The 7577-nt window shown below is 53.4% G+C and carries 6 protein-coding genes and 1 tRNA gene; 1 reads left to right on the top strand and 6 read right to left on the bottom strand.

Annotation, left to right across the window (positions count from 1 at the left end):
- Positions 1 to 589: 589 nt before the first annotated feature.
- The gene (locus tag AC2FJE_RS23295; RefSeq protein WP_496758718.1) at positions 590 to 850 is read right to left on the bottom strand and encodes a hypothetical protein; all 261 of its coding nucleotides are present in this window, start codon (positions 848 to 850) and stop codon (positions 590 to 592) included.
- A gap of 352 nt (positions 851 to 1202) precedes the next feature.
- On the opposite strand from AC2FJE_RS23295, the gene AC2FJE_RS23290 reads away from it, so the two are divergent.
- A complete protein-coding gene (locus AC2FJE_RS23290; RefSeq protein WP_496758722.1) occupies positions 1203 to 2363 on the top strand; it encodes a nucleotide sugar dehydrogenase in 1161 nt (386 codons plus the stop codon).
- A 160-nt stretch (positions 2364 to 2523) separates the two neighbouring features.
- Here AC2FJE_RS23290 and AC2FJE_RS23285 read toward each other — a convergent pair whose 3' ends face one another.
- The 5 genes from AC2FJE_RS23285 to AC2FJE_RS23265 all read right to left on the bottom strand — a co-directional run bounded on the left by AC2FJE_RS23285 (position 2524) and on the right by AC2FJE_RS23265 (position 7577).
- Entirely contained in the window at positions 2524 to 3972 is a 1449-nt protein-coding gene (locus tag AC2FJE_RS23285) for a mannose-1-phosphate guanylyltransferase/mannose-6-phosphate isomerase (protein ID WP_496700146.1), read from the bottom strand.
- Positions 3973 to 4154: 182 nt separating this feature from the next.
- A complete protein-coding gene (locus tag AC2FJE_RS23280) occupies positions 4155 to 4886 on the bottom strand; it encodes a metallophosphoesterase family protein (protein ID WP_496707768.1) in 732 nt (243 codons plus the stop codon).
- Positions 4887 to 4997: 111 nt separating this feature from the next.
- Positions 4998 to 5438: a hypothetical protein gene (locus AC2FJE_RS23275; protein ID WP_496758724.1), complete on the bottom strand. Its 441-nt coding sequence runs from the start codon at positions 5436 to 5438 to the stop codon at positions 4998 to 5000.
- A gap of 525 nt (positions 5439 to 5963) precedes the next feature.
- Positions 5964 to 7079, bottom strand: coding sequence for a Hint domain-containing protein (locus AC2FJE_RS23270; protein ID WP_496761522.1), 1116 nt, complete (start codon positions 7077 to 7079; stop codon positions 5964 to 5966).
- A 421-nt stretch (positions 7080 to 7500) separates the two neighbouring features.
- A tRNA-Met gene (locus AC2FJE_RS23265) sits at positions 7501 to 7577 on the bottom strand.

The following is a 7577-nucleotide window of genomic DNA, read 5'->3' as shown; positions in this document are numbered from 1 at the left end:
AACGTCGTGACGTTCCTGGTATCCAGGCACCTGCAACAAGTACATACGCGCATGCTCAATGTAATCCGGACGAGGTCATTCTGGTTGGCGTGTACTACGCGTTTGTTTCCGCTGTCCCATTGTACAAGTCCACGGTTGTGATCTTGCTAGAGATGGAAAAGGCCAGCGTGGTTGACCTGCAAAGCGTTTTTTGTGGTCTGGCCGGGGACACGGCCGAATTCCACATCGCGCTTCGCCCGGTTTCTGCAGTTGCTGAAATCAAGCAGTGCATCCGGTCCCTACTTGGGGCTCAAGCCGACCCGGAACCAATATCTGTCTCGTTGTCCGGGCAACTGATCCGAGACAAAGTAATCTCTGCGCTGTGCAAGGTCTCCAAAGTGCCCAACCTTAAGCTGGTTCCACACGGACAATCAGCGTCTGGCCGGCCTTGTGCCAGGCCAGATCAATGCCCGCAGCGTGACGCACAACAGTTATTCGTGTGGCAGCTAAGCGACAAAAATTATGAAAATTTAAGGTGCGGGCGACACTCTGAAAAGAAACAGCGCGCCCTAAAGGCGCGCTGTCTTCATTTAAGCTGGGGATAAGGGCCTTAGTTGGTGCCCGTCGTGCTTGTGGTGCTGTTTGTTGACCCGCCGCCAGCTGCTGCAGCGATACCAGCTGCTGCCGCAACCGCGCCCAAAGCTGGGGCAACCAACGGTACAAAACCTGTGACACCTGCCGCAGCCGCGCCTCCCGCCGCCGCACCACCAGAGCTTGCACCGCCTCCGGCGGTAGCTTGCGCCGCACTCGCATCTTGTGCATGAACGGCCGTCGCTGAAAGGGCTAGCGCAAGAAGAGACGCTCTGATCATCCTGAATCTCCTAAATCAAGTGTTGTCTGACCGTTATCACACAAGCTTCAACCTGAGAATGCTGAATTCCTGAAAATTTCTCAGATTTTTTACAATGCCGTTAATTTGCTGTTTTGAGGGACTTTTTCCCATTTCTACATCAAAAAAATAGTTGGGATTGAGCAGGTTTTAGGTGCCTCAAAAACGGTCTGGCTTGCGCGTTAGCCCGCATTTGGCGCAGGCCTGCCTCAAGCAGGTCAGATGCTAACGAAAATTCGGAATGGGGGCGTAAGAGGCACACATGCGCATTTACAATCGGCAAGCAATACAGCAGGTGAAGTAGTCACCGGCTTGCGAATATGAGGGCAAAGGTATGAAGATTGCAGTTGTAGGTCTTGGATATGTGGGATTGTCCAACGCGGTGCTAATGGCACAAAACCACGATGTCACGGCAATCGACATTTCTGAAGAGCGGGTCCAAATGGTCAATTCCGGCCAATGCCCCATCGTCGATGCTGAGCTTGAAGACTTTCTTGCCAACCGAACGCTGTCGCTCAGGGCAACTACGGAACCTTCCTTCGAAGATGCCGAATTCGTCGTTGTTGCAACCCCTACAAATTATGATGCCAAATCCAACTACTTCGATACATCCAGTGTCGAATCTGTCGCCCGGCAGGTGAATGCGATTAACCCCAAGGCCACCGTCATCATCAAATCGACGATTCCGGTGGGGTTTATTCAGTCGCTGCGCTCTGACCTGGGCAGCGACAACTTCATCTTCTCGCCGGAGTTCCTGCGTGAAGGGCGCGCGCTTTATGACAACCTGCACCCGTCCCGCGTAATCGTTGGCGAACGTTCGGACCGGGCGCGGGTATTTGCCGAGCTTTTGCTTGAGGGTGCCCTGACCAAAGACGTGGACGTCCTGTTCACCGACCCGGATGAAGCCGAAGCGATCAAGCTGTTTTCCAACACCTACCTCGCCATGCGAGTTGCCTTTTTCAACGAACTGGACAGCTATGCCATGGCTGGCGGTATGAACACACGCCAGATCATCGAGGGGGTCTCGCTGGATCCCCGAATTGGCGATCACTACAACAATCCGTCCTTCGGGTATGGGGGGTATTGCCTGCCAAAAGATACCAAACAGCTTTTGGCCAATTACAGCCATGTTCCGCAAAACCTTATTCGTGCCATCGTGGACGCGAACCGGACGCGCAAGGATTTTTTGTCAGATCGAATCCTGATGAAAGGCCCACGCGTCGTTGGTATCCACCGGCTGGTCATGAAAGCCGGCAGCGACAATTTCCGTCAGTCTTCCATTCAAGGCATCATGAAGCGGCTGAAAGCCAAAGGCGTGGAGGTCATCGTTTATGAACCAACGTTGGAGGAAGATGAGTTTTTCCGCTCTCGTGTCGTGCAGGATCTCGAAACCTTTAAGTCCGAAGCCGACTTGATCGTTGCCAACCGGAATAGCCCCGAACTTGAAGATGTCGCGGACAAGGTGTTCACCCGAGACTTGTTTGGCGCGGACTAAACGGGTTTCACTTGTTCTGCACTTCTGGGCAATGACCTTATTGATCGGTTTGACAGGATCAAAAACCGACAATCAGCTTTGCTTTATAAGTTAGGTTTGCAAGGCTGAAATCCCTGCCGCGCGTTTTCAAACCAATGTCACACAGAACCCGGTGCACAGTTCAGCCCTTGGCCCCCTGCCCGCGCGCGTATTTATCTTCGTAACGCACGATATCATCCTCGCCCAAATACGTGCCGGTTTGCACCTCGATCAGGACCATCGGGACCGTTCCCGGGTTTTCCATCCGGTGCATTGCCCCAAGAGGGATATAGACAGATTGGTTCTCGGTCACCAATTGCTCACGATCATCGATTGTCACGCGGGCCGTTCCCTCAACAACAATCCAATGTTCGGAACGATGGAAATGGCTTTGCAGGCTCAACGATGCACCAGGGTGCACATAGATGCGCTTGACCTGAAAACGCTCTCCGACCACCAGGCTTTCGAACCATCCCCACGGGCGGTGATCCTTCGGGAACGCCGTCGCCTGCGGCGCGCCTTTTTCCTTTAGCGCGCTAACCGCTTTTTTGACATCTTGCGCCCGCGATGCATCGGCAACCAGAACCGCATCATTCATCGCCACAGCGATGATGTTATCCAGCCCGATACCCACGATTTCCAGCTGTTCGCTGTCCGACCGCAAAAGGGTGTTCTGGCAATCAATCGCCGTTGCCCCCCCACTGGTCACCACACCTTGCGCGTCCGGGCCGCTTTCGCGCCATACGGCGTCCCAGCCGCCCAAGTCCGACCATGCGGCGCCGAAGGGCACAACCGACAAGTTCGTTGCCTTTTCCATCACGGCATAATCGATCGAAATGTCTTCGGCCTGCGCCCAGCTTTCAGGGTCGAGACGCAGGAACCCCAGATCCTGCTTTGCTTTTTCCACCGCTGCCTTGACCGGCTCAATCATATCGGGGGCATGCGCCTGGAAGGCTGCGATGATGTCCGCCGCCCGGAACAGGAAAATCCCTGCGTTCCATTTGTAATTCCCGGCCTCCAGCATTTCGGTCGCACGGGCGAGGTCTGGCTTTTCGACAAATTTCTTCAACGGAAGAGGCGCACCGTCACCGCCCGAACCAGCGGCCAGTTCAAGGTATCCGTACGCTGTTTCCGCATGTGTCGGGGTGATGCCAAAAGTCACCAGTTTGCCCTGCGCAACCGCCTCCAAACCCCGTGCAACGGCGGCCTGAAATTCAGCTGCATCCGGAACCACGTGATCGGAAGGGGCAACCAGCATTACAGCAGCCTCGTTCTTGGCATAAGCATGCACCGCCGCCGCAAGAACCGCTGGCGCTGTGTTGCGGCCCTCAGGCTCAATCATGATCGTGCCGGGGTCAATTCCGATAGCCTGCAGTTGTTCCGCGACGATGAACCGAAAGTCCGAGTTGGTCAGAACCACCGGCGGTTCAAACTCCAATTCCGCGTTTGCCCCTGACAACCGGCGGGCAGATGCCTGAAACAGGGTCTCTTCTCCGACCAATGGAACGAATTGCTTCGGGTAGCTCTTTCGAGACAAGGGCCAGAGGCGCGTACCGGAGCCCCCGCAAAGAAGGACAGGACAGATCAACATAAAATGCTCAATAATTTGACGCGGTTCCTAATTTTCCTATTGAAACCGTCATGACCTGACAAGGCTTGGCTTGGTTTGGCCGAAAAAAAGGATGTTCTGTGCCGCTAGCGTGGATGAGTTTCCGAAGCTGTGTACCATCGAGAATTTTGCGTGCTTTCGAACCTGGTTCGGCGTGAACGGCGCTAAGGACGGGCACTTATGAATGTAGGCTCACCACCGTCCAGGCAGACCGCAGTCAGTACGCCGGTGGCAAAGGCGCCGGTATCCACAGCAATCCGTCCGCGCCGCGCTGTGGCTTGATCGACAATTGTGTGACCATAAACAACCCAAACACCGTCTCGCCTGTCGGTAGTTCGAAATTCTGGATGGCCCCACATCAAAGTTTTTTCGGGTTGCTGATCGGCGGGCGTACTCGGATTTGCACCAGCATGCGTCACAAGGACGTTGCCGGAATAGTCAAAGGTCCTTAATTCCGCGATCCATTGGACCAGCTCAGGTCCCATCTCCGCCAAAAGATTGTCTCGGCAGGCGACCAGTTCAGCAGCGGTCATCTCGGCGCGCACGTTCCGGACATCAAATGAGGCCAGCGTCTGCAGGCCACCATAGCGCAGCCAGCGCGGGCCATATTCCTCAGGGTCACACAGGAAATTCAACATCATGTCTTCGTGGTTTCCCTTCAGACAGATGAAATCCGGGCGGTCTTGGATCAGACGTAGAACGTCAGCACTGTTTTCGCCGCGATCGATATAATCTCCGACAAGGATGATCCGATGATCCCGAGGAATCTGAGGCAACAGTTTCTGCAACTGCCTTATGCAGCCGTGCACATCACCAATGACACAGGTCGGCGTGTCCGGCACAGGAGCAGGAAAGACCGCGCGTCGCCCGAAACGTTGAATCAGTGATGACAGCACGTTAAGGGTGCCTCCTGAGTGGCTGCAGCGACCGGCTATCATTGAATTCATGGGCCGGCGGTCAAGACCCAAGGCGTCTAACATTTGCGCGCCGGTCTAAGCAAGCTTCATTCAGGCTGTCCGGCAGGCAGGAATTCCCATTCTGATGATCTCTGTGCCTTTTATCCTGAAAACGCCGTTGATCCGGTTACGCCCTTTTTCCATGAACCACGTCTTAAGCGGCTCGGGATAATACGCGGCCATGATGTGACTGAAATAGTCAAAGTCTTTTGGGGCAAGCCGCCGGCCACTGCGCGAAGGTCCATGGAATCCAAATGTCGTGTCAGGGTTCACACAGGTTCCGGGAAGACCCAGAAACATCGTGCAGGTTGAAAAGCAGACACGTCCCCGAATTTCGACTTGAATGCCGTTTTTCTGCAGATTTTCGATTTCGATCAAACGGTCATGCAGATACCCGCCTCGATCGCTGCCAACAACCATCAGCCTGTCAGCTAACGTGGGCGAAGGGACAGAAGTCACCGAGGTCAGTACTCCCGCAAACAGTGCCGCCACTATAGCTTTGATTCCGCGGTGCTTAGGTTTGCAATACGCTCTGGCCGACGCGCGCTGAGGGCGAAAAAGATTCCTTTTTTCCAGCATTTCGAAGCCTCCGATTCCAGTTGCGGACCGGATCAGAGATAAAACCGCGTGGTGCGTTCCCTGTGAGCGGGAAAAGTCAAAATTATGTTTTAAATCAAAAGTTTAGTTATAGTTTTCTTAAACTTTTTGATTTCCGGCTGCTCTATCACCGGAGTTTGTTCAGCTGAAAGCAGTTCTGACCGCAAGCCTATCCAATTAGCATACAACCGTAGTTCAGCTCTGGTTCACAAATGCAGTGGGAACTTCGTTCGTATCGGCAAAAGCGGCGCGGCAACTCGAACCCACATTGCACTTTGAGGACAAATTAGCAGAAATTTTCAATCGCGTCCAAAAGCCGGATGGGATGAAATGGATTGTACCGCCCAAGCGGTGATCAAGCGATCCTTCGGCAGCGCTCTCAAATCTCAAAAGTGACGTAAACAGGTCTGAGACAGATGATCAGCTATAAAGTGGCTTGTTGTTCACCTGGTGCCGTTCCACCAACTTACGCATATGCTTGCCCTTTTTGGGAATGTAGCGTGCGGAAATCGCCTCGAACTGCGGATCGCAACATTCGGGAAACAAGTCTTTGATTTCTTGTCGGGCTTCTGGAGATACAGTCCTGAGTGCCTCAGGGCCGGTAAACAAGCTTTCCGTCAGCGCCCCGTTGGACCAGATGATCTCATGCCGATCGAACAGTATGTGAAAGTATTCGACGCTACCCGCGGTGTCGGGCAGAAAGTCGATGCCATCCAAAGGCAGCAGCTTTTTTGCCGGTATCAGAACATCCTGACATTCAAACATGCGCATGGCGACAGCTGATGACACCAAAATGCGGTGCTGCTGGGACACAATTAGGTCCTGCTTTGGATACCCATCACCCAAGGCATTCACTCGGATTAGGATAGGCCGAAGCCGTGGCTGAGCTTCAAGCTCTTCACGGCTCAGTTTACGCGATCCGACCCAACGAACCGGTTTAAATCCGTGATCCTGGGTGAGAACTTGATCGCCTCCCCGCAGATCCTCTATCGGAACTGGCCCTTCCTGTGTTTCGATCAGTGTTCCGGCCGCAAAGCACAAAACGTCCACAAACTCGCCGTCTGCATTTGTGGGGCCGGTCACGGACTGGTCGATGGTAATGGTGTTCGATCCGGTATCGTTCCAAGCGTCTGCAATTGCGGCGGAATTTACCGTCATTCCGTTGAAAAATTCCAGCGGTACAAGCGCGCCGTTATCTGCCTTCACGCCAAAGAGCTGGATTGTTCCGTCCGGCTCAACGACCAAACGAACAACTGGTTCACCGTTGGTGTTTCCAAGCTGCCAAACAGCTGGTGTATCGATTTCGTACCTGTCCCCGTCAGCAAAGCGAACAGTTTGACCCTCGGTACCATTGACTTGTCGTTGGAATTGCAGCTCATTCGGCGCCCCTGCGGGTCCACCAACAAACAAATCCACACCATTGATCTGCAGGCTAAAGCTGTTGTCGAGAGAGTCGAAATCAATAACAAAACCGCCACCAGGAGAAGTATCGGTGAACGTAGTACCAACGCCGCCAGAGATGTTGAAGTTTGCCATGCTACTTTCGACCTGCCCCAAAAGTTAACGGTTTTCACACCGCTTACGTCGACTTTTCAGATCGAGATATTGGCTTGTTTCTCATCTTTGGGGAAGAGATTTCTTAGGAATTCTGTTGCTCCCCGTTTTGGTCGCGGACTGCAACAGAGATTCAAGTATCAATCCGATTTTGTTCAGAACCTTTAGCTGGGACCACGCAGACGCGCATAACAAAGTATTTGCGTCCTCAGTGCTTCCTGTTGTGATAGCCGAAGGCAAAATACCAAGCGAAATGCATGATATATTGTTTTCATCCCTGTTTTTGCGCTTAGGATTTGTGTCTTTGACCTTACGGTTATTCACCTGACAGGGCGCAGATGTTAAACGATTGATTCATTTGATCAATTGCAGTCTGACCGTGGTGTTTTGGACTATCTGACGCTGGTTGCGGGAGTAGGATTTGAACCTACGACCTTCAGGTTATGAGCCTGACGAGCTACCGGGCTGCTCCATCCCGCG

Source organism: Ruegeria sp. CDSC002, assembly GCF_059610905.1.
The sequence above is the reverse complement of the archived record's forward strand: the minus strand, read 5'-3'. Positions and strand labels throughout refer to the sequence as shown.